Annotated in this window: 23 protein-coding genes and 5 tRNA genes; 25 read left to right on the top strand and 3 right to left on the bottom strand. The window is 43.6% G+C overall.

Features of this window, described 5'->3' with window-relative positions:
- Positions 1 to 237: 237 nt before the first annotated feature.
- The 14 genes from ABGU93_RS06600 (at position 238) to aroD (ending at position 7,395) form a co-directional block, all read left to right on the top strand.
- Positions 238 to 1,314 carry an RNA-directed DNA polymerase gene (locus ABGU93_RS06600; protein WP_347412683.1) on the top strand — a complete coding sequence of 359 codons (1,077 nt, stop codon included), beginning with the start codon at positions 238 to 240 and terminating at the stop codon, positions 1,312 to 1,314.
- The gene (locus ABGU93_RS06595; protein WP_347412682.1) at positions 1,301 to 1,552 is read left to right on the top strand and encodes a hypothetical protein; all 252 of its coding nucleotides are present in this window, start codon (positions 1,301 to 1,303) and stop codon (positions 1,550 to 1,552) included. The genes ABGU93_RS06600 and ABGU93_RS06595 overlap by 14 nt, the downstream gene beginning before the upstream one ends.
- Positions 1,552 to 1,656 carry a CD1375 family protein gene (locus tag ABGU93_RS06590; RefSeq protein ID WP_347412681.1) on the top strand — a complete coding sequence of 35 codons (105 nt, stop codon included), beginning with the start codon at positions 1,552 to 1,554 and terminating at the stop codon, positions 1,654 to 1,656. The genes ABGU93_RS06595 and ABGU93_RS06590 overlap by 1 nt, the downstream gene beginning before the upstream one ends.
- A 37-nt stretch (positions 1,657 to 1,693) precedes the next feature.
- A complete protein-coding gene (locus tag ABGU93_RS06585; RefSeq protein ID WP_347412680.1) occupies positions 1,694 to 1,825 on the top strand; it encodes a CD1375 family protein in 132 nt (43 codons plus the stop codon).
- A 61-nt stretch (positions 1,826 to 1,886) separates the two neighbouring features.
- Complete coding sequence (locus ABGU93_RS06580) at positions 1,887 to 2,168, top strand: hypothetical protein (protein WP_250933307.1); 282 nt, start codon at positions 1,887 to 1,889, stop codon at positions 2,166 to 2,168.
- A gap of 11 nt (positions 2,169 to 2,179) precedes the next feature.
- Positions 2,180 to 2,380 carry a holin gene (locus ABGU93_RS06575; RefSeq protein WP_347412679.1) on the top strand — a complete coding sequence of 67 codons (201 nt, stop codon included), beginning with the start codon at positions 2,180 to 2,182 and terminating at the stop codon, positions 2,378 to 2,380.
- A complete protein-coding gene (locus ABGU93_RS06570) occupies positions 2,370 to 3,347 on the top strand; it encodes an N-acetylmuramoyl-L-alanine amidase (RefSeq protein WP_347412678.1) in 978 nt (325 codons plus the stop codon). Before ABGU93_RS06575 ends, ABGU93_RS06570 begins: the two co-directional genes overlap by 11 nt.
- A 222-nt stretch (positions 3,348 to 3,569) precedes the next feature.
- The gene (locus ABGU93_RS06565) at positions 3,570 to 4,013 is read left to right on the top strand and encodes a hypothetical protein (protein WP_347412677.1); all 444 of its coding nucleotides are present in this window, start codon (positions 3,570 to 3,572) and stop codon (positions 4,011 to 4,013) included.
- A gap of 491 nt (positions 4,014 to 4,504) precedes the next feature.
- Positions 4,505 to 5,065, top strand: coding sequence for a TrkA C-terminal domain-containing protein (locus tag ABGU93_RS06560; RefSeq protein WP_347412676.1), 561 nt, complete (start codon positions 4,505 to 4,507; stop codon positions 5,063 to 5,065).
- A gap of 105 nt (positions 5,066 to 5,170) precedes the next feature.
- Positions 5,171 to 5,255, top strand: a tRNA-Leu gene (locus ABGU93_RS06555).
- A gap of 12 nt (positions 5,256 to 5,267) precedes the next feature.
- Positions 5,268 to 5,342 (top strand) — tRNA-Gly (locus tag ABGU93_RS06550).
- Between the two features lie 64 nt (positions 5,343 to 5,406).
- Positions 5,407 to 5,483: transfer RNA gene (locus tag ABGU93_RS06545), tRNA-Arg, on the top strand.
- Positions 5,484 to 5,569: 86 nt separating this feature from the next.
- The gene (locus ABGU93_RS06540; RefSeq protein ID WP_347412675.1) at positions 5,570 to 6,577 is read left to right on the top strand and encodes a nucleoid-associated protein; all 1,008 of its coding nucleotides are present in this window, start codon (positions 5,570 to 5,572) and stop codon (positions 6,575 to 6,577) included.
- Between the two features lie 59 nt (positions 6,578 to 6,636).
- Entirely contained in the window at positions 6,637 to 7,395 is a 759-nt protein-coding gene (gene aroD / locus ABGU93_RS06535; protein ID WP_347412674.1) for a type I 3-dehydroquinate dehydratase, read from the top strand.
- A gap of 37 nt (positions 7,396 to 7,432) precedes the next feature.
- Here aroD and ABGU93_RS06530 read toward each other — a convergent pair whose 3' ends face one another.
- A complete protein-coding gene (locus ABGU93_RS06530) occupies positions 7,433 to 8,122 on the bottom strand; it encodes a uracil-DNA glycosylase (RefSeq protein WP_347412673.1) in 690 nt (229 codons plus the stop codon).
- Positions 8,123 to 8,125: 3 nt separating this feature from the next.
- Entirely contained in the window at positions 8,126 to 8,806 is a 681-nt protein-coding gene (locus ABGU93_RS06525; protein ID WP_347412672.1) for an HAD family phosphatase, read from the bottom strand.
- Positions 8,807 to 8,925: 119 nt separating this feature from the next.
- Between ABGU93_RS06525 and ispE the strand changes: the two genes are divergently transcribed.
- Complete coding sequence (gene ispE / locus ABGU93_RS06520) at positions 8,926 to 9,825, top strand: 4-(cytidine 5'-diphospho)-2-C-methyl-D-erythritol kinase (protein ID WP_347412671.1); 900 nt, start codon at positions 8,926 to 8,928, stop codon at positions 9,823 to 9,825.
- Positions 9,815 to 10,498, top strand: coding sequence for a GntR family transcriptional regulator (locus ABGU93_RS06515; RefSeq protein WP_347412670.1), 684 nt, complete (start codon positions 9,815 to 9,817; stop codon positions 10,496 to 10,498). The genes ispE and ABGU93_RS06515 overlap by 11 nt, the downstream gene beginning before the upstream one ends.
- Before the next feature lie 91 nt (positions 10,499 to 10,589).
- On the opposite strand, the gene lspA is transcribed toward ABGU93_RS06515, so the two are convergent.
- Positions 10,590 to 11,069 (bottom strand): signal peptidase II, encoded by a 480-nt coding sequence (gene lspA, locus ABGU93_RS06510; protein WP_347412669.1) that lies wholly within the window; start codon positions 11,067 to 11,069, stop codon positions 10,590 to 10,592.
- A 192-nt stretch (positions 11,070 to 11,261) separates the two neighbouring features.
- Between lspA and ABGU93_RS06505 the strand changes: the two genes are divergently transcribed.
- From ABGU93_RS06505 to ABGU93_RS06465, 9 genes are all read left to right on the top strand, one after another.
- Positions 11,262 to 12,476, top strand: coding sequence for an AI-2E family transporter (locus tag ABGU93_RS06505; RefSeq protein WP_347412668.1), 1,215 nt, complete (start codon positions 11,262 to 11,264; stop codon positions 12,474 to 12,476).
- 67 nt (positions 12,477 to 12,543) lie between these two features.
- The gene (tyrS, locus tag ABGU93_RS06500) at positions 12,544 to 13,770 is read left to right on the top strand and encodes a tyrosine--tRNA ligase (RefSeq protein ID WP_347412667.1); all 1,227 of its coding nucleotides are present in this window, start codon (positions 12,544 to 12,546) and stop codon (positions 13,768 to 13,770) included.
- 11 nt (positions 13,771 to 13,781) lie between these two features.
- Positions 13,782 to 15,026, top strand: a complete 1,245-nt coding sequence (gene hisS, locus ABGU93_RS06495; protein WP_347412666.1) for a histidine--tRNA ligase — start codon at positions 13,782 to 13,784, stop codon at positions 15,024 to 15,026.
- Between the two features lie 161 nt (positions 15,027 to 15,187).
- Entirely contained in the window at positions 15,188 to 16,381 is a 1,194-nt protein-coding gene (locus tag ABGU93_RS06490; protein WP_347412665.1) for a class I SAM-dependent RNA methyltransferase, read from the top strand.
- Between the two features lie 69 nt (positions 16,382 to 16,450).
- On the top strand, positions 16,451 to 17,437 hold the full coding sequence (gene rlmB, locus ABGU93_RS06485) for a 23S rRNA (guanosine(2251)-2'-O)-methyltransferase RlmB (RefSeq protein ID WP_347412664.1): 987 nt from the start codon (positions 16,451 to 16,453) through the stop codon (positions 17,435 to 17,437).
- Complete coding sequence (locus tag ABGU93_RS06480; RefSeq protein ID WP_347412663.1) at positions 17,434 to 17,946, top strand: NYN domain-containing protein; 513 nt, start codon at positions 17,434 to 17,436, stop codon at positions 17,944 to 17,946. Before rlmB ends, ABGU93_RS06480 begins: the two co-directional genes overlap by 4 nt.
- Before the next feature lie 12 nt (positions 17,947 to 17,958).
- Entirely contained in the window at positions 17,959 to 18,567 is a 609-nt protein-coding gene (locus ABGU93_RS06475) for a sigma-70 family RNA polymerase sigma factor (RefSeq protein WP_347412662.1), read from the top strand.
- 61 nt (positions 18,568 to 18,628) lie between these two features.
- Positions 18,629 to 18,713: transfer RNA gene (locus tag ABGU93_RS06470), tRNA-Tyr, on the top strand.
- A gap of 10 nt (positions 18,714 to 18,723) precedes the next feature.
- Positions 18,724 to 18,799: transfer RNA gene (locus ABGU93_RS06465), tRNA-Thr, on the top strand.
- Positions 18,800 to 18,920 lie beyond the last annotated feature (121 nt).

Genomic DNA, 18,920 nt, shown 5'->3' with positions numbered 1-18,920 from the left:
TCGAATACCAGCCCCTTTAATTGGAATGTTAATAATTCAGCTTCTAATCGGAATCGGAATATCAGCAGCCACTCAGTACATGCACATATAATAACAAACATAAAAAAAATGAGATTTTGATTGCCTTGCCTCTTGGCAAAACACAAGCTTTAAAAACATTCAGCTGTATTGGTAGATTAACAACCGAAGATTCGGCTTGAAATGTGCATACAATTTGACAGAAAGTAAGGACAACATGTGAAGCGACACGGAAATTTATATGAAAAGATTTATGATATGGATAATCTGAAACTAGCCCACCAGAATGCCAAAAAGGGCAAAGGCTGGTATAAAGAGGTCAAAATGGTTGATAACCGGCTTGATTATTATCTTGAGAAACTACAAAAATCCTTGATCGATAAGACATACAAAACATCTGAATATGAGACCTTTATTAAAACAGATAGTGGGAAAGAACGAGAGATCTTTAAACTGCCTTATTTCCCGGATCGAGTCTGTCAATGGGCAATGCTGCAGATCATTGAACCGTATCTCATGCGGCATCTTACCAATGATACCTACTCAGCTATCCCAGGCAGAGGGATCCACCTTTGCCTGGAAAGGCTTAATAGGGCTATTCACAAAGATAATGCCGGCGCTCAGTTTTGTTTAAAGATGGATGCTAGAAAATATTATCCCTCCATTGATCACGGGATCCTAAAAGGTAAATACCGAAAGCTTTTTAAGGACCCTGATCTTTTGTGGCTGATCGATGAGATCATCGACTCCACACCAGGCGAAGCAGGCATCCCGATCGGTAACTATTTGTCGCAGTATTCCGGGAATTATTACCTTTCAGATTTTGATCACTGGGTAAAAGAGGTTAAAGGCATTAAAAACTATTACCGCTATATGGACGATCTTGTGTTTCTCGGCGCTGATAAGGCAGCGCTACACCAGCTTAGAAAGGAGATTGATACATATTTTAAAGAAAATTTAAAATTAGCAGTAAAAGGCAATTGGCAAGTATTTCCAACATTTATCAGAGGGATTGATTTTGTAGGCTATCGAACTTTCCGGAATTACAAACTGCTGCGAAAATCGACCTGTACCCAGTTCAAACGCAAAATGAGGGCGATCAATAAAAAGCAGCTGGCCGGTTTGGAGTTGGCCTTTTCAGAATGGTGCTCGATCAACTCTTACAAAGGTTGGCTGATGCACTGTGACAGTTACCGGCTGGAAGATAAATACATCGGACCAATTCGAGAATTTACAGAAAACTTTTATTTAAAAAACATCAAAGGGAAGGAAAAAAGATATCATGAAAGAATTTAAAAATACCAGAAGCACGGTTAACCCAGAGGCATTGGTTGTTGATGAGTCAAGCGTTTGGGTCTGTGAAAACATCGTCGAGATTGCAGAGGATGAATTCCAGGGGTTTGAGTATGATCTGATCCAATATGGCAAAGATGAGTATATACAACTCATTGCTGAAAAGAATATCCAGCTAGAAGCCGGGCTAACTGATACCCAGCTTGCCCTGGTCGAGATTTATGAAGGGATGGCAGTATAATGGCTAAAATTTATGCAGATCTGATCCGCAAAGGGTTAAAAACAATCGATGATGTGCCAGAGAAATTGAAGGCAGCGGTGCTTGAGATCCTGGGCGATGCTTAATCTAATTTTATTTTTATACAGAAAAGAGGTGAAAGAGATGGCGGTTATTTATGCAACGCTAATTATCAAAGGCAGAAAGACCTTTGCAGAAGTTCCTGAAAGAATCAGAGAACAGGTCAGACAAGTTCTGATTGATCTGGATTGTGAATACTTGACTGAAGCAGCTTAGGCTGTTTTTTTTATTGCCAGGGGCGGGAAACCGTCCCTATTTATTTGAAAGGTGACGGTTTATGGTTGACATCACAGTATTGGGGAGTTGGTCGGGGGCGCTATTGACAATAGGTGCTCTGTTTGGGGTGGTTTATAAGTTCTGCCGGAGGGCGGATAAAATCGAGGAAAAAATCCAGGAGCATGACGACTGCATTAATGATAGCCTGGAAGAACGTATGATATTGCTCAGGGCTCAAAAGGCAGCTCTTGAAGCAGTGTCCGGGAAACGGTGTAATGGCAATGTGGATGATTCGATTAATGAAATTGATGAGTATATGCTGAGGAAATCACATGAAAAATAAGGAGAAATAAAATGAATATAGAATTTATAAAAGCGGCAGGCGTTCGCGCCCTAAAAACTTGTTGCCAAACAGCAATTGCCACGATTGGAACAACGGCGTTAATGACCGAGGTCGATTGGTTGGTCGTATTGTCAGCGTCAGGCTTGGCGGGGGTATTGTCGATATTAACATCTTTAGCTGGATTACCGGAGGTTAAAAAAGATGCGCTATAAAGTTCACATCCAAAATAAGGGCTGGACGGACTGGGTCGAAGAAGGCCGCCGAGCCGGAACGTCAGGGGAAAGCCTGAGACTGGAAGCAATCATCATCGAGGGTGTTGATTCCTATCGGGCGCATATCCAAGACAAAGACTGGTCAGGCTGGGTAAAGGCTGGTGAAGTGGCCGGAACTGTCGGGGAGGGAAAACGGATCGAAGCGATTGAGATCAATGGTAAAGATGTTAATTACAGGGTTCACGCCGAAAACTTCGGCTGGCTGGATTGGGCAAGAAACGGTGAAATGGCGGGAACAACTAGTGGTGGGTTGCGGGTTGAAGCAATCCAATTAATCGAATCGGCCGAACCATTGAGCGTTGACGATGCCCGGGCTGGGGTGAACATCGAGCCGAAACCGATACCGCCCGTTGAACCAGCGAAACCGGCGGGCAATCTTTCCGGAAAGATCATCTGTATTAATCCCGGCCATGGTGGAAGTGATCCGGGGGCTTGTGGAGATCTTCGGGAATCGGACATGAACTTGACCGTGGCCATGCGATTAGGCCAGTTATTAACAGAGCGCGGGGGGAATGTGGTTTACACTCGAACTACTGACGTCCGTGTACCGCTATCAGACAGGCCAGCAATCGCCAATGTTTCCGGAGCTGATCTATTTATCAGTATCCACCACAACGGAGCGAATGATCCCAATGCGTCCGGCACCTGTGCGATTTGCTACCCGGGATCTGAAAATGGCTATAGATTGGCTACCCTATGTCTGAACGGACTTTACAACCGCTTAGGGTTGCAACAGCGAGGGTTGATCCAGCGGGATGATTCTGATGTGACCTATTCGGATATGCCGGCTGTGATCACTGAAGCTTCTTTTGCTTCTTCACCGGCAGATTGCGCGCTGTTTAACAATGGCGGGGCAGAATTGGAAGCGCTGGGGATTCTGGACGGGGTTTTGGCGTATTTTGGATAGATCGGACTGGCCGGACAGTTTAGGACGGCACCGGACGGGTGACTTATTTTTGATCCGCATTAAACAATCGTTCTTATGACTTGTTGACTCCAACAAAATGTTCGGTTATTATACAGTTATAAGCTGCCGGATCTAAACCCGTCGAATTCGACGGGGTTGGATTTTCCGGGGCGGGCCATCTCTTGATTGAGGTGGTCTTTTTTTTATTGTAAAGGGGCGGAAATGGAAGATAAAGAATACTGGGAAAACGATATGATAAAAACCCTCGGGTTAACGCGAGAGCAATGGCTGGGCGATGAGCCTGTATCTCCACATAAGTGTGAATCCGGATATGAACTCGACCATAATTTTTACCATAATAAAGATTTTAATTTTTGGTGGCACAAAGGGAATAAATTCGCGATGACAAAAGATAACAAAAATATAATTTTCTGCTCTGCGGTAAATATTGGAAATGGTTGTCTGGTGTCAGCGAACCCATTTAACAAAATTATAATAATTAGAAGTGGAAGCGGCGAATTTGACCAGAATGATGTATTAAACCAAGATGCAGTTGTTAAAATTAAAAAAGTTTTCGAAGAAAAAGAGAAGGACCCAAAATGCATTATAATATTAAAGTCTATATTGCGGAGAGAATTTAATTGGATTGAAAATAGCCCCGGTTGAGGGGCTGGGCGATGTTGCCGATTCATTACCTATAACTTTACCTATTATTATCCGTTTTAAAGTATTTTGATCTGTATCTTATAAAAAATTTGTTGCAATTTAAAACAATCTACCTTATTATATAGTGGTAGGGGTAAAGCCGGGGGTCGCGAGTTCGAATCTCGTCTTCCGCTCCATATTAAGATAATAAAGCCATCAAAACCACTTGTGTAAAGTTGCAACAGCAATTTTACACTTTTTTGTTATTTGCTACTTAGTCTATTTAGAAAAGGGTACAGATGTTATATTCTGAATTGTATAAACAAAAGGTCAAACCGGAAACGGTTCAGATAGATGACCTTGCGAAAAAGGAGCAGCATGAGTTTTAATTTATCACTGGTAAGTTTTTTGTCCTTATAATCGCTTATTTTATCGTGGTGGAGATATTCACTGTGCTTTTCCGTCTAACCGGTTTAAGGGAGGATAAGGCGCGTTTCCAGGCGGTCTCCTGTATGACTAACAGTGGCTTTACGACCAGGGAAAGTGAATTGATTCTTAATTCTGCAGCCCGGCGTAACCTGGCCCGGGTAATGATGCTATTTGGATATCTTTTTGCGGTGTCCGGGGTTTCGCTTTTAGTCAATTTGTTTATACGTTCGTCCGGCGACCAGATCAACTGGATGACGATTCTCTACTCACTTGTTTTTCTCGTGGTGATTCTGATAATAACCCGAACAAAATGGATTGTCAGAAAATTTGATGAGCTGGTGGAACGGCTGGCCAAAAACAAAACGAAAGGGGCATTTTGCAATAATGTCCGGATTTTAGAAATGTTTCACGACAAACTCATCGCTGAGGTTTTTGTAACTTGCATTCCCACAGAGATCAGAGAAAAAACCTTGCTGGAAATGAATTTTCGACACACCTACAAATTAAATATTTTATTAATTAAACGAGGCAATACAATTATGGATCATGTCATTGCATCTGATGAGATTAAACAGGGTGACCGGGTTTTAATTTATGGATCCAAGAGCAACATTATGGAGCTTTTCAAAGATAGCATCGAATAAATAAAAATAATTAAAAAAAAGTCAAAAAAAGTTTCTAAACGGGTTGACAAAACCCATATGTTTTGTTATTATAATCAGGCACGTTACAGAAAACAACATTGCTTAGCGGATGTGGCGGAATTGGCAGACGCGCTAGACTTAGGATCTAGTATCAATTGATGTATGGGTTCAAGTCCCTTCATCCGCACCAGTCATATCATAAGCGGAAGTGGCTCAGTGGTAGAGCATCGCCTTGCCAAGGCGAGGGTCGCGAGTTCAAATCTCGTCTTCCGCTCCAAAATTTAATAAATTCGAAATGGCTTGAGTATTACTCTGGTCATTCTTTTTTAATCTACTTATGTGCGCCCATAGCTCAATTGGATAGAGTGCCTGGCTTCGAACCAGTAGGTTGGGGGTTCGAGCCCCTCTGGGCGTACCATAAACGTGCTTAAACAGTCATTCGTGGCTGTTTTTTTCTTACCAAAAATTTGTTTTAATCAATTTGTAACCAGATAGGAAAACTAAATGAAATCAGAAATAAGTATTAACAAAGCGATCTTACATGTATTGGATACTAACGCAAACATTCCGGTGTTATCGGACATGCTTCTGAATATGACCGTGTTGGTAAAAGAATATGTAGAAAAACATGTGGAAAGATCGCTGAAGGATCCGGAGATCAAACGGACAATCTTTCGTTCAGGCAGTCCTTTTAAAGAGCGGATCATTGACTATAAAAATAATCCCCATGAGCTGATTCGAGTCAGCTCTGAAATATCTCAGCTGTTTTTTGATTATATGCTGGAAAACATTGAAATACCATCTGCCGATCTGGTTTTTGTGGACTTTAATGTGGAACACGAAACCTATTTGGGTATTTTCAAGTTTAACTACAAGCAGGGCTACATCCACTATGTCAATACCGATAACGGTCTGACCAACGACATTCTGGTTCAGCCCTGCGTACTACCAACAGAAAGCCAGAAACTGGATGAGTTTATTCTCATCAATCTGGCCAGCGATGAGGTACTGATCAAGGAAAAGAAATATCCAATCAATAATGAGAAGGATTATTATATTTCCAGTCAGTTAATTTTCTGTGAGCCGGCTATTTCAGAAAAAGAGGCCTTTGATATTATCGATAAAACCGTCAAGGAAGTGATTGTCAGAGAATATGGCGGCGATTATGAAAAGTTGAATGCCGCTAAAACGGTGCTGGCTGATGATTATGAAACCGAAAGTGAAATTGACGTGGATAATCTGGCTAAAACGGTTTTTGATGGGGATTCGACTATTCAGGATCGGTTCAGGTCGTCTCTGGAAGAAAAAGGGCTTTATGAAAAGAAGATTCCGGTTACCCCGAATATTGAAAAAAAGATATTTGGCAAACAAAAGTTTATTACGGATACGGGCATTGAAATCAGTATCCCCATGGATCAGCTGAAGCGAAATGATATCATTGAGTTTAAAAACAATCCGGATGGCACCATCTCTGTGGAAATTAAGAATATCGGACTGCTGAACCAGAAATAAATGACCGCACTGTTGACGCTTTTACAATGATGAATCATAGATGTGAAAGGAAGAATTTTATGAGTATGAAAAAAGCATTTAAATTAATCAGAAAAAACACCTTTATCTCGTGTATTCCATTGATCAGCGCCAATCGGAATGAACTATTGGCTGATGTTGAAGTGGGAGTTGCGAACGGCTGCGATTTTCTGGAATGGCGCCGGGATCATTTCATGCCGGGGGTGCTGCTCACAGCTGCCGAAGAACAGGAGCTATTAATTGAAATAAAAACCAGAATGCCTGATCAGGGACTTATTTATACCTATCGCAGTCATCTGGAAGGTGGCGTTTGTGAAACTCGGGATGAGATTCGGGCCGCTGCAGTGACTACCGCAATAAAAAGTAACCGGGTCGACTATGTGGATGTAGAACTTAACAGCGATCCGGCTTTGCTGGAGCCGCTTAAAGGGGCTCTAAAGATGAGTGAAACCCAATGGCTGGTTTCCCATCATAACTTTGAGAAAACCCCGGCTACAGCTGAAATAAACGCTGTTTTCAGGGGCATGGAAGAAGCCGGCGGTGATGTCCTTAAACTGGCGGTGATGCCCCAATCAATGGATGACGTGCGCCATTTAATTCAGGCTACCCTGACATACAACGAAAAATCCCGGAAACCGATGATTGCCATTGCGATGGGTTCATTGGGGTCAATAACCAGAATAGCGCCTGATCTGTGCGGCGGTTCCCTGACCTTTACGGCGGGAGCCGGCAAAACAGCGCCGGGGCAGCTCAGTCTGGAAGAAATAATCGATCTACGAAAAAGAATGGCTCTGATATAAATATCAGAGCCATTCTTTTTCGTAGATTTCTTTTTTCCTAGACAGTAGCATCACTGTTTTTTATACACCAGTCAATGGTGGCGATCCCCCGGGCCTTCAGCAGCTCGTTTGCTCGGGAAAAAGGCCGGCTGCCGAAAAATCCCCGATGGGCCGAAAGTGGACTGGGATGAGGGGATTCGATGATGGGATGCCAGGGGTTGGTAATCAGGGCTTTTTTATTTTGAGCATCGCGGCCCCAGAGTATAAAAATAACCGGTTCGGCCCGGCTGTTTAATAGTTCGATGATCCGGCTGGTAAAAATCTCCCAACCGGACTTTCGGTGGGAACCGGCTTCACCGCCCCGGACGGTCAGAACAGCATTGAGCAGCAGCACCCCTTGCTCAGCCCAGGCAGTTAAACAGCCATGGCTGGGAATCGGACAGCCCAAATCGGCTTCCAGTTCTTTGTAGATATTAAGCAGCGAAGGGGGGATCGCAACCCCGGGTTTGACGGAAAAAGCCAGTCCGTGGGCCTGTCCCGGACCATGATAGGGGTCCTGGCCGATAATACAAACCTTTGTTTGTGATAACGGCGTCAAGTGAAAGGCGTTGAAAATATCATGCATGGGCGGGTAAACCACCCGGCTCTGATATTCGTTAATCAGAAAGTGTCGTAGGGTCAGATAGTAGTCTGTTTTTAATTCCTGTTGAATGGGTTGTTCCCAATCGTTATCAAAATGAATTGGCATCGTTTAATCTCCTATAAAATTTTTGCTGAATTCCGGGGTCATCAGTTCCCGAAAATTATGAATATGGTATAGACTGGATTCTTTAATGCGGTCGACCCGATGGGTTTGGAGGGCATCATCGACAGAAATGACTGCCATCCCTGCCGATTGGGCGCCATGGATCCCTTCAAGGGTATCTTCAAAGGCCAGACAGTGTTCCGGTAACACGTCAAGAGCTTTTGCCGCATCGAGAAAAACATCGGGATGTGGTTTGCCCCGGCCCACTTCGCAGGTAAAGTGAAGTGAATGAAAATAACGGTCAATACCGTATTGCGGTAAGAATAGTTCAAGGGTTGACCGGGTATTTGAAGTGGCTATCGCCATGGGGATGGAGTGGGCATAAACCCAGGATAGAAAGGGCAGTGCCCCAGGCTTAAACCCGATTTCGTTGAGAATCGTATTTCGGGACATCTCGTCCCATTCGGCCTTGATTTTGGCGATCGAATCGGGAAGTAGAAACCGCTCTTTAAAATATTCAGCAGTTTCAGTAAAACTTTTTCCGGAGATGGCCATGGACAAATCATCGGGACAGACAAGACCGCGACGGCCTAGAAAATCGACATCGATCTGGTGCCAGAGATTCATGGAATCGACGAGGGTGCCATCAAAATCGAAAATAATAGCGCGAATGTGTTTGCTTATCATGGTGGAACCTTTCAGGAAAGTAATGCCTTGATTATACACTATAAAACGAGGTTTTCAACCATGATTTTTTATTCCAATGAAAGGGCGATTATGCTATAATGGATAAAGTATACAATATTATGAGTGCAATGCGAGGGAACATGAACAGGGTTATTCAAAAAGCCAAAGCAAAAGTAAATCTATCTCTGGATGTCATCGGTATTCGGGAAGATGGTTATCATGAAATGAAAATGCTTAATCATTCCATCGAGCTGAATGATGTGCTGACCTTTGAAGCCTGTGACGAGGGAATTTGGCTGACGTCTAATGAGGATGCCATCCCCCTGGACGAGCGTAATCTGGTGATTAAGGCGGCACGCTCATTGCACCGTCAGTGCGATGTCAAACAGGGGGTTAAGATTCATCTGGAAAAGCGGATTCCGGCGCAGGCAGGCCTGGCCGGAGGCAGCAGCGATGCCGCGGCAACCTTGAAGGGTCTGAATACCCTTTGGCAACTCGGGCTCTCACAGTCGGAGCTTTTGGCAATTGGTGTTACCATTGGGGCGGATGTGCCTTATTGTCTGGTTGGCGGTACAGCTCTGGTGGAAGGAATCGGGGAGAAAATAACACCCTTAAAAGAGTTGCGAAAAATGGCTGTTCTGGTGGTGAAGCCGGACATTGATATCGCCACTCCCTGGGCCTTCAAAAAACTGGACGACGCAATCATTGCAAAACATCCGGATATTGCGGCGATCATTGAGTTGCTGGAAGATGACGATTATGATGGGCTGCAAGCGAACCTGGGAAATGTCTTTGAAGCGATTGCCTTTACCGATTATCCCGAAATAGAAGCGATTAAAAAAGAAATGTTGGAGCAGGGAGCCCTGGCAGCCATTATGACCGGCAGCGGATCGACGGTAATTGGTTATTATCGGGATCAGGAATTGGCAGTAAGGTCCTGGCAACAATTCAAAGAAAAATATATGATGTGTTTTTTAAGTAAAACCGAAGAAAGTGAGGGAGAAAACGATGTGGGATGATAAAAAAGGCTTAAGTCTTGATATAAGTTCCTGCAAGCCATTGCGGGAAATTGTTTTTGAAACCATTCGCTGTGCCATTATTACCGGCGAACTGCAGCCGGGACAACGTTTAATGGAGGTTCAGCTGGCAGAACAAATGGGGGTCAGCAGAACACCGGTGAGAGAATCGATCCGGAAGCTTGAACTGGAAGGACTGGTAAAAATGGTGCCCAGAAAGGGCGTCTATGTGACACCGATGTCGGTTAATGACCTCAAAGAAATGATGGAAATAAGGCGGGCGCTGGAAGGTCTGGCAGCTGAACTGGCAGCCATGAATGCCTCGAAAGACGAAATCGGCAGGCTTTATGAAGCCAACGAGCTATTCGGGGAATCAGCTCTGCATAATGACGAAGAGGGCATTATCAAACATGATATGCATATTCATGAGACGATTTATGCAGCTTCAAAAAATGTCAAACTGCAGTCGATGATCAATAGTTTGCGGGAACAGATGCAACGGTTTCGGGCCGAATACGTCCATCGTATTGAAGATAAAACCCCGCTGGTGAATCAGCATATGGAAATAATCAGACAAATTGAAAAAGGTGAGTGCAGAAAAGCCAATCTGGCCGCCTGCGACCATATTTACACCACCGGCGACAGCATGCTCAGTTTGCTGGAAAAAACAGAGTGAATTGATCATAAAAAAAACGCTTCCAGGAATAAAACAATGATTGTTTTATCCCTTAGAAGCGTTTTATTTAGTATAAAGACATTTTATGGGTTTATTCCAGCGTTCCGAAATCATTATTTTCCAAAAAGTTCTTATTGTTAAATAAGGCAAGAACAAGAATAATACTGCCACATACCACGAACACATCCGCAAAATTAAAAATTGCAAATTTAATCATCCGGAAATCAAGAAAATCCACTACAAAATCAAGGCGTAGACGATCTAATAGGTTTCCAGCCGCTCCGCCAATAATAAAGGCCAGGGAGACGTTAATGACACGATTTTCTTTAATATCCGGGATTTTAATTAAAAAGTAAATCAAGACACCAATAAAAATCAGGGTCAAAATAATCAGAAATATTTGCATGTTGGTAAACAGACTAAAGGCCGCACCGGTGTTCTCGACATAGGTTAAGTGAAAAACATCGGGGATCAGCGGCAGTGTGTCAATTGGTTTTATATGTGCAACGACCAGGTATTTAGAATACTGGTCGAGAAAAATAGCAAAAAGAATAATGGCAATATAGATCATGATTTCTCCTAAATAAAGAATTAACTATAAAAATATTATGATAACTTTCTCTAAAATACAAGGAAAAACTTTAATTCATAGCTGTTTTATTTTAGTTTAATCATAATTTAAGAATCTATTTGAAACTGCTTTAAATTTTTCAAGTTAAATGTTAAGATATAACTCGAGTTAAAAAAGGTACAGGAGGAGCTATTGAAATTTAAAATTGATATGGAACTGGTTAAAAAATACAGCTACTTGTTAGTTGGTGGCCTCATCCTGCTTTTGATATATAAATTATTGGATAACTTTGCCGTGGTTACGGCTACCATCGGTGGTGTAATTACCGGTACATTAGAAGTGCTGATGCCCATTCTGGTGGGCGTGGTACTGGCCTATTTTCTGTTCAGACCAATGCGGGGCATTGAAAAGTTTGTTTTCAAGACGATTCCCAAAAGCCAGAACCGCGAGCGGACGATTCGTCTGATATCAATCCTGATTGTTTATGTGATCACGATTATTTTAATCGTCCTGTTTTTTTACGCCACTATTCCGTCAGTCATTGAAAGCCTTACCGGTTTGATTGCCCAGACTCCCCAATATCTAACAATCATTGACAATTATCTGGGAGAAAGTCTGGCCAAAGGCGGCGCCGCAAAGGATATTTTAACCGAACTGAAAGTGGCTATTGACAGTCTGCAAAATATGACGGCAATGGATGTGCTCAATCAGATCACGTCATATTTTGGGGCAAATCCGGATTCCATTAAAAACATCGGGAATTTTGCTTTTGTCTTTTTAAAAGGAACCATTGGCTTTGTCATCAGTTTTTTTATCGTCTTTTTTGTCGGACTCTATTTGATGTTGGATAAAGAAAAAATCAGCGATCAGGTTGATCGGTTTGCCAAAGCAGTGCTGAATAAGACCTTATACAACGGATCCCACTGGGCGATCCTGACCATTGATGAAATATTTTACAAGTATTTCACTGGAAAAATATTAACATCGATGCTGATTGGATTTCTGTTTTATCTGGGACTGCTGGTGATCGGCGTGGAATATGCCCCCTTATTTGGGGTGATTGTGGCCATTACCAATGTGATTCCTTATTTTGGTCCGATTATCGGAGCAGTTCCGGCGGTCATTATTACCTTTATTGACGAGCCGGCCAAGGCCCTATGGGTAGGAATATGGATTCTGGTGGTGCAGCAGTTTGACGGCAATGTTCTAGCCCCCAATGTGTTGGGGAAAATTGTGGAGCTCAATCCCTTCTGGGTGTTGTTCTCGGTTATTGTCGGCGGCAGTCTCTTTGGTGTTTTGGGTATGTTTGTCGCGATTCCGATGTTTGCTGTGATTAAAGTCTTTTTTGAAGAAGCGTTAACCCGTTGGGAACGAAAAAAAGAATTGCTGGAGCAACCACTGGAATAAGCGGCAACAGAATAATTAGCATAATTGCAGGGGAAAACCCCTTTGAATAAGGAAAGGACATAGATTAATGGAAAGTGTATTTGACGTATTGCAGGAGCGGGGGTTTATAGAACAATGTACCCACGAAGATGAGATTAAAAAACTATTGGCGGAAGAATCCGTTTCTTTCTATATCGGCTTTGATCCAACAGCGGACAGCCTTCATATTGGACATTTTATCCAGATCATGGTCATGGCCCACATGCAACGGCATGGCCATCGTCCCATTGCCCTGATCGGGGGCGGAACCACGATGATTGGTGATCCATCGGGCCGGACCGACATGCGTCAGGTCATGACACCGGAACGGATTGCCGAAAATGGCGAAAAATTTAAAAAGGTTTTTGAAAAGTTTCTGACCTTTGAAGATGACAAGGCCGTGATGCTGAATAATGCCCAGTGGCTGTTACCCCTTAACTATATTGACTTTTTACGGGAAATCGGGGCACATTTTTCAGTCAATCGCATGCTGGCTGCAGACTGTTATAAATCGCGGTTGGAAAAAGGACTGACCTTTCTGGAATTCAATTATATGCTGCTTCAAGCTTATGACTTTTATGTCTTGCATAAAGAACAGCGTTGTAAGATGCAGTTTGGCGGAAATGATCAATGGTCCAATATCATTGCCGGGGTGGAATTGGTCCGGCGTAAAGATGTTGAGCAGGTTTTCGGCATGACCTTTTCGCTGCTGACCACCAGTGAAGGCATTAAAATGGGGAAAACGGCTAAAGGAGCATTGTGGCTGGATCCGGACAAAACATCGCCCTATGAATTTTACCAGTACTGGCGAAATATTGCGGATGCCGATGTGGAAAAATGTCTGGCTTTGCTGACCTTTATTCCCATGGATGAGGTGCGTCGACTGGGGGCGCTCAAAGACTCAGAAATCAACCAGGCCAAAGAAATCCTGGCATTTACAGTCACCGAGATTATTCACGGTACGGAAGCTGCTCAAGAAGCGCAAAATGCCGCCCGAAAGCTCTTTGCGGGAGATCAGGGTGATGCTGAGATACCCAGCGTCGAATTGACAAAAATCGAATTGGGCGAAGGATTGGACATCTTGGCTTTATTGGAAGTGGCCAAGCTGATTCCCACCCGTAGTGAAGGACGTCGCTTGATTGGACAGGGCGGGGTTCTGCTCAATGGTGAAAAAGTAACCGATTTTAAACTGTTGGTAACACCGGCAGATTTTAAAGATGGAAAAATTGTTCTCAAAAAGGGCAAAAAAGCATTCAAACAAATTAATCTAATATAGAAGGTGACCAGATGATCAGTTCAAAACCTGTAAGAGGTACCAGGGATATTTTACCCGAGGAAATGAAAATTCGAGATCGGTTGGAACAACAGATATTGGCAGTCTATCGTTCTCATGGGTTCAACCGGATTGAAACTCCGGTAATGGAAAATCTGGAATTGCTGTTAGGCAGTGATGGAGGCGAGAATTTAAAAATGCTTTTTACCATTTTGAAGCGTGGTGAAAAGCTGGACTTAAGTCAGGATGCCAGTGTATTAGATCTATGTGATATGGGTTTGCGATTCGATTTGACTTTGCCCTTGAGCCGTTTTTATTCAAACAATCAGGAAGTGCTGGAGACGCCGTTTAAGGCCATACAGATTGGCAACGTCTTTCGGGCGGAACGACCTCAAAAAGGGCGATTTCGGGCGTTTAAACAATGTGATATCGATATTATCGGCGATCCCACCGTCCGGGCCGAGATTGAGCTGATGGATACCACGGCCAAAGCGCTGCTGGCGATGGGGTTCGCCGGGTTCACGATAAAAGTCAATCATCGCCAGCTCTTAAGTGAAGTCATTATAAAAGCGGGCTTTGGGTTGGATCAGGTCGGAACGGTTTGTATTTCATTGGATAAAATGGATAAAATCGGAGTCGCTGGAGTAACTGGCGAATTGTTGGAAAAGGGACACGAGCAGGAAAAAGTAGACAAGCTGATGGCCTGTGTTACCGGCATAAATCTGGACAATTTGGAGCAGTGGGTGGAAGATACCGCTGCCATCGGCGAATTGACCGAGGTGATCAATGCCGTCAAAACTCTGGCCAAAGAACAATTTGAAGTGGTTTTCGATTTTTCGCTGATCCGGGGCATGGGTTATTATACTGGCCTGATCTTTGAAGTCAGTTATGGCCCCTATGGCTATTCCATTGCCGGCGGCGGCCGTTATGACAACATGATCGGGAAGTACAACAAGGTTTCGGTGCCGGCGGTTGGCTTTTCAATTGGCTTCGAACGGATTATTACCATTCTCATGGAAGAACAGAAAGATGCCCGGCAGGTTGATCCGGCAGTGATTCTGTTCTACGACCCCCAAACCAGTAACGTGGCAGATGTCATTGGTGCCGGCGATCTCTGGCGGAGCAAAGGCTATCTGGTGAATCTGGTGGCGATGAAGAAAAAATTCGGCAAACAGATCGCCGTCTGGGATAACGGAGAGTACGAAGGTTTTCTGGTCTTCGGTCGGGATGAAGAAATAAAGAAATTTCAGGAAAATTAATTTTTATTACCCCAAACACCGGTGTGCAATAGTCATACCGGTGTTTTTGTTTTCAATTTTCTGTTACAACGCTAATTATTTAAGAATAAATTGAAATTTTATGCTATAATGTAATATTGATAGTTTGAAGTGGATCAAAAATAACGATAAAGGAAAAATGAATGCCGAAAATAGTAAATTTAATTGCCACGGTTGCTTTCGGAATCGAAAGTGTGGTCAAGGACGAAATAAAAAAACTGGGATACGAAGTAACAGAAGTTGAGAATGGAAAAATCCGTTATTCCGGCCCATTAGAAGCGATTCCCCGCTCAAACCTGTGGCTCCGCTGTGCCGATCGGGTACTGTTGGAGATTGGCCGCTTTAAAGCCGAAACCTTTGATGAATTGTTTGAGAAAACAAAGGCCTTGCCTTGGGAAAACTGGATCCCCGTTGACGGAGAATTTCCGGCGGCTAAAATCACCAGCGTCAAATCGACCCTGTTCAGTAAATCGGACGGTCAGCGGATTGTCAAAAAAGCGGTGGTGGAACGATTAAAATCGAAATACCATGTCGAATGGTTTGATGAGAATGGCGGCAAGTATCCCATTCATATTCAAATTCTCAAGGATGAGGTCACCCTGTCCATCGATACCAGTGGCTCGGGTCTTAATAAGCGCGGGTATCGTCAATACGGAAATGAGGCGCCGCTGAAAGAAACCATCTCAGCAGCTCTGGTTTATCTATCACGCTGGCGGCCGGATCGCGTTTTTCTGGATCCTCTGTGCGGGTCCGGGACGATTGTCATTGAAGCAGCGCTGATCGGTAAAAATATTGCTCCGGGTCTGAAACGGGATTTTGTGTCCGAAACCTGGGATGCCATTCCGGCTGAGTTGTGGGAACAGGCCCGGCAGGAAGCCCGGGAGGCCATCAATGATAAGGAATTTTTACTGCTGGGATCCGACTGTGATGCGGACGCCCTGAAACAGGCCCGAACCAATGCCGAACTGGCTGGAGTATCGGATCTGGTTGCTTTTCAAAAATTGCCGGTCCAGTCTGTTTCCACCAAGAAAAGATACGGGGTCATTATCACCAATCCACCCTATGGTGAGCGAATTGGTGAAGAAAAAGAAATCCAGCGTTTGTATCGGGATATGGGCAAAGTCTTTCGAAGCCTGGAGGACTGGTCTTATTTTATTATTACCGGGTATGAAAAGTTTGAAAAATATTTCGGTGAAGCCTCAACCAAAAACAGAAAACTGTATAATGGCGACATTAAGACCCATTATTACCAGTATTATGGGCCATTGCCACCGAGAAAACGAAAACCAATGGATGAAGTCCAAGGCATAAATGCCGAAACCGAAACAAACGAATAATACCGCAAAAAATGCGAAAGCGATTTATCGTGAAGTAAATCGAATTAAAATAAAAGAATAGGTGAAAAGATGAAAAAAGTATCAAATAGTCGATCGAATAGCAGCAAGACCAGTGATAAGCCCCGAAGCAAGAGAAACGACAATGCTTCAAAAGGCGATAAAAAGCCCCGTAAGTTTGAAGAGCGTGGCGACAAGGACGATAAAAAACCGCGTAAATTTGACAGCAGAGGGCCAAAAGAGGAGCGTGGTCCCCGTCGCTTTGACGATCGGAAACCACCGCGCAAGCATGATGGCTTTAATCGGGAAGATGACGGCGTAACCGAAGAAACCTTTATCGTTGTGGGGAAAAACCCGGTTATGGAAGCTCTCCGTTCCGGTCAGGAAATTGATAAACTGTTGATTTTAAAAGACAACACCGATCACGTTCTTAAAAAGATTACCGATATGGCCAAAAAACAGAATATCATTATTCATTCAGTCGAAAAAGCCAGACTGGAGTATCTGGCTGACGGTCAGGTTCATCAGGGCATTGTGGCGTTGATGGCGCCATTCCCGTACAGTAACCTTCAGGATATCCTCAATCATGCTAAAGCCAAGGGAAGAGACCCCTTTATTGTTATTTTAGATCATCTGACGGATCCTCACAATCTGGGAGCGATCATAAGGAGTGCCAATATTTGCGGGGCTGACGGCGTGATCATTCCCAACCGTCGATCCGCTTCTTTGACAGCCGTTTCGGTCAAAGCTTCATCCGGGGCAGTATCCCACACCCCGATTGTCAAGGTGACCAATCTCAGCCAGACGATTGATGAACTCAAGAAAAAAGGGTTCTGGATCATGTCTACTGACATGAAGGGCAATCCTTATTATAAAGCCGACTATAAAGGAGCGCTGGCCATTGTCATCGGTAATGAAGGCACTGGAATCAGTGAAAAAGTTAAAAAACAATGCGATTTTTCGGTATCGATTCCCGTCCATGGCGAGATCGAATCATTTAATGCTTCGGCAGCAGCGGCGATCATTTTTGCAGAGGCTGCCAAACAGCGATTTCAATGAAAACCATATTAATTGTGGATGGCTATAATGTCATCCATGGTTCAGATGATTTAAAACGTCTTTCAGAAATTCAGTTGGAAGAGGCGCGGGTACAGCTGATCAATGATTTAAGTGGCTACAGCGGATTCAAAGGATGGGAAACCATCCTTGTTTTCGATGCCTATCAGCAGCAATCCCTGGAAAAACGCGAAGAAATGGTGGGCCGGATCAAGGTGGTCTTTACCGAAAAGAATAAAACCGCCGACAGTTATATTGAAAAACTGGTTTATAGCCTGCCTAAAGCTTACAGCGTCCGGGTGGTGACATCGGATTTTACCTTGCAGCAGATGGTGATGGCCAGTGGGGCCGAGCGGGTTCCGGTCCGGGAACTGATCCAGGATATGGAAGCAACGTTAAAGAACTTTCGTGATGACAAGAAAAAAGGTGTCCAAAAACAGGGAGTCAAGCTCAGTGATTTTTTAGACGCTGAGACGCTGGATCAATTTAACAAAATGCGCGTTAAAGAATAATGCGAGGACTAAATGGTAAAGATGAGCAATGATAAAATATCAGAATCAGAAATAGTACATCGTGCCCAGCAGGGGGACAAGGAAGCTGAAGAATTCTTGCTGGAAAAATATCGAAAAAGTGTTTTGATTCGAGCCCGCTCCTATTATCTGGTTGGTGGGGATAATGAAGATTTGATTCAAGAAGGGATGATTGGTTTGCTCAAGGCCATTTGGGACTTTCGTCCGGATCGGGAAGCACAGTTTTCAACCTTTGCCAACCTTTGTATTGAACGTCAAATCCAAACCGCGATCAGTTCAGCCAACCGCCAGAAACATATGCTTTTGAATAATTCGGTATCGATTTATGCGGCGGTGTCGGAAGAAGAACCTCAGAATATCATTATCGATCGGCTGGCCGCAAAAAAAAGTGTAGAACCCGGGGTGGAATTAATCAAAGCCGAAGAATTGGAACAATTGATGATTGATGTTAAACGGGAATTGTCCAGTTTTGAGAAAAAAGTCCTTGCCTACTACATTCAGGGCGCCTCCTACTACGATATTTCCAGGGCTCTGGACTGTGGTAATAAATCGGTTGACAATGCCTTGCAACGCATTCGAAAAAAAATTGGTAAAAAAATATAGAAAACAGTTGACAAAAAAGGAAAAACAAACTATTATAGAGAAGCTGAATTAATAAGCAAGTGGGAGAATGCCCGAGTGGCTAAAGGGGGCGGACTGTAAATCCGTTGACGACGTCTACGATGGTTCGAAACCATCTTCTCCCACCATTTATTATAAGCCCTCATAGCTCAGTAGGTAGAGCACCACCATGGTAAGGTGGGGGTCTCCGGTTCAAATCCGGATGAGGGCTCCATTTTTATATCATAAATTAAAATTGACATAGTAGTAAAACGATAATTTTTAGATTTTTAAGGAGAATACAAATGGCAAAGTCAAAATTTGAAAGAAATAAGCCCCATGTAAATGTTGGAACA

Source organism: Acetobacterium sp., assembly GCF_039830195.1.
Classification (GTDB): Bacteria; Bacillota; Clostridia; order Eubacteriales; family Eubacteriaceae; genus Acetobacterium.
The sequence above is the reverse complement of the archived record's forward strand: the minus strand, read 5'-3'. Positions and strand labels throughout refer to the sequence as shown.

Coding starts and splice junctions, on each gene's coding strand:
- ABGU93_RS06490 (WP_347412665.1), top strand. CDS start 15,188: ATGCCGAAAATAGTAAATTTAATTGCCACGGTTGCTTTCGGAATCGAA.
- tyrS (WP_347412667.1), top strand. CDS start 12,544: ATGGAAAGTGTATTTGACGTATTGCAGGAGCGGGGGTTTATAGAACAA.
- ABGU93_RS06580 (WP_250933307.1), top strand. CDS start 1,887: ATGGTTGACATCACAGTATTGGGGAGTTGGTCGGGGGCGCTATTGACA.
- ABGU93_RS06575 (WP_347412679.1), top strand. CDS start 2,180: ATGAATATAGAATTTATAAAAGCGGCAGGCGTTCGCGCCCTAAAAACT.
- ABGU93_RS06480 (WP_347412663.1), top strand. CDS start 17,434: ATGAAAACCATATTAATTGTGGATGGCTATAATGTCATCCATGGTTCA.
- ABGU93_RS06565 (WP_347412677.1), top strand. CDS start 3,570: ATGGAAGATAAAGAATACTGGGAAAACGATATGATAAAAACCCTCGGG.
- hisS (WP_347412666.1), top strand. CDS start 13,782: ATGATCAGTTCAAAACCTGTAAGAGGTACCAGGGATATTTTACCCGAG.
- rlmB (WP_347412664.1), top strand. CDS start 16,451: ATGAAAAAAGTATCAAATAGTCGATCGAATAGCAGCAAGACCAGTGAT.
- aroD (WP_347412674.1), top strand. CDS start 6,637: ATGAGTATGAAAAAAGCATTTAAATTAATCAGAAAAAACACCTTTATC.
- ABGU93_RS06530 (WP_347412673.1), bottom strand. CDS start 8,122: ATGCCAATTCATTTTGATAACGATTGGGAACAACCCATTCAACAGGAA.
- lspA (WP_347412669.1), bottom strand. CDS start 11,069: ATGATCTATATTGCCATTATTCTTTTTGCTATTTTTCTCGACCAGTAT.
- ABGU93_RS06595 (WP_347412682.1), top strand. CDS start 1,301: ATGAAAGAATTTAAAAATACCAGAAGCACGGTTAACCCAGAGGCATTG.
- ABGU93_RS06525 (WP_347412672.1), bottom strand. CDS start 8,806: ATGATAAGCAAACACATTCGCGCTATTATTTTCGATTTTGATGGCACC.
- ABGU93_RS06475 (WP_347412662.1), top strand. CDS start 17,959: ATGGTAAAGATGAGCAATGATAAAATATCAGAATCAGAAATAGTACAT.
- ABGU93_RS06585 (WP_347412680.1), top strand. CDS start 1,694: ATGGCGGTTATTTATGCAACGCTAATTATCAAAGGCAGAAAGACCTTT.
- ABGU93_RS06515 (WP_347412670.1), top strand. CDS start 9,815: ATGTGGGATGATAAAAAAGGCTTAAGTCTTGATATAAGTTCCTGCAAG.
- ABGU93_RS06590 (WP_347412681.1), top strand. CDS start 1,552: ATGGCTAAAATTTATGCAGATCTGATCCGCAAAGGGTTAAAAACAATC.
- ABGU93_RS06560 (WP_347412676.1), top strand. CDS start 4,505: ATGACTAACAGTGGCTTTACGACCAGGGAAAGTGAATTGATTCTTAAT.
- ispE (WP_347412671.1), top strand. CDS start 8,926: ATGAGTGCAATGCGAGGGAACATGAACAGGGTTATTCAAAAAGCCAAA.
- ABGU93_RS06570 (WP_347412678.1), top strand. CDS start 2,370: ATGCGCTATAAAGTTCACATCCAAAATAAGGGCTGGACGGACTGGGTC.
- ABGU93_RS06540 (WP_347412675.1), top strand. CDS start 5,570: ATGAAATCAGAAATAAGTATTAACAAAGCGATCTTACATGTATTGGAT.